Genomic DNA, 410 nt, shown 5'->3' on the forward strand with positions numbered 1-410 from the left:
CCCGTCCCAGTGAGCGCAGCGAACGGTTTGAACCAGTTGTTAGGCTGGCGTTGCCGGGTGAGCTACGAGAGATAATCATGGTCTTCCAGTTCTGGCTCTGGATAAACATTAATTTTATATTTTTTCTGAAGCAAACTTATGACTTGTTGAATGTGCGGCCCGGTGTCAGCAGATTTGATTTGATGTTTCATTGATGAGAATGTATCTATTACAACTTTATGCTTGTCTATGTGTATCCAAAACCAAGAGTCAGTTTGCAGCCCGCACTCGATACTCTTGAAGTGCTCCAGCAAGTATTTCTTTAGCCCCTCATGGAAGTCCCAGTATTCTTCTGGATATTCAAATTCTGCGAATATCATTGGGGCTCCTGCGTAAGTGCCTAACGTTTGGTTAAGGGGCGGGCTTTAGCC

1 protein-coding gene is annotated in these 410 nt (G+C 44.9%); it reads left to right on the forward strand.

From position 1 onward, the window contains the following. A partial coding sequence (locus EA797_RS21925; protein ID WP_208644483.1) for a hypothetical protein occupies positions 1–194 on the forward strand: 194 nt, incomplete at its 5' end. Between the last annotated feature and the right edge of the window lie 216 nt (positions 195–410).

The organism is Stutzerimonas zhaodongensis (assembly GCF_003696365.1).
Classification (GTDB): Bacteria; Pseudomonadota; Gammaproteobacteria; order Pseudomonadales; family Pseudomonadaceae; genus Stutzerimonas; species Stutzerimonas zhaodongensis.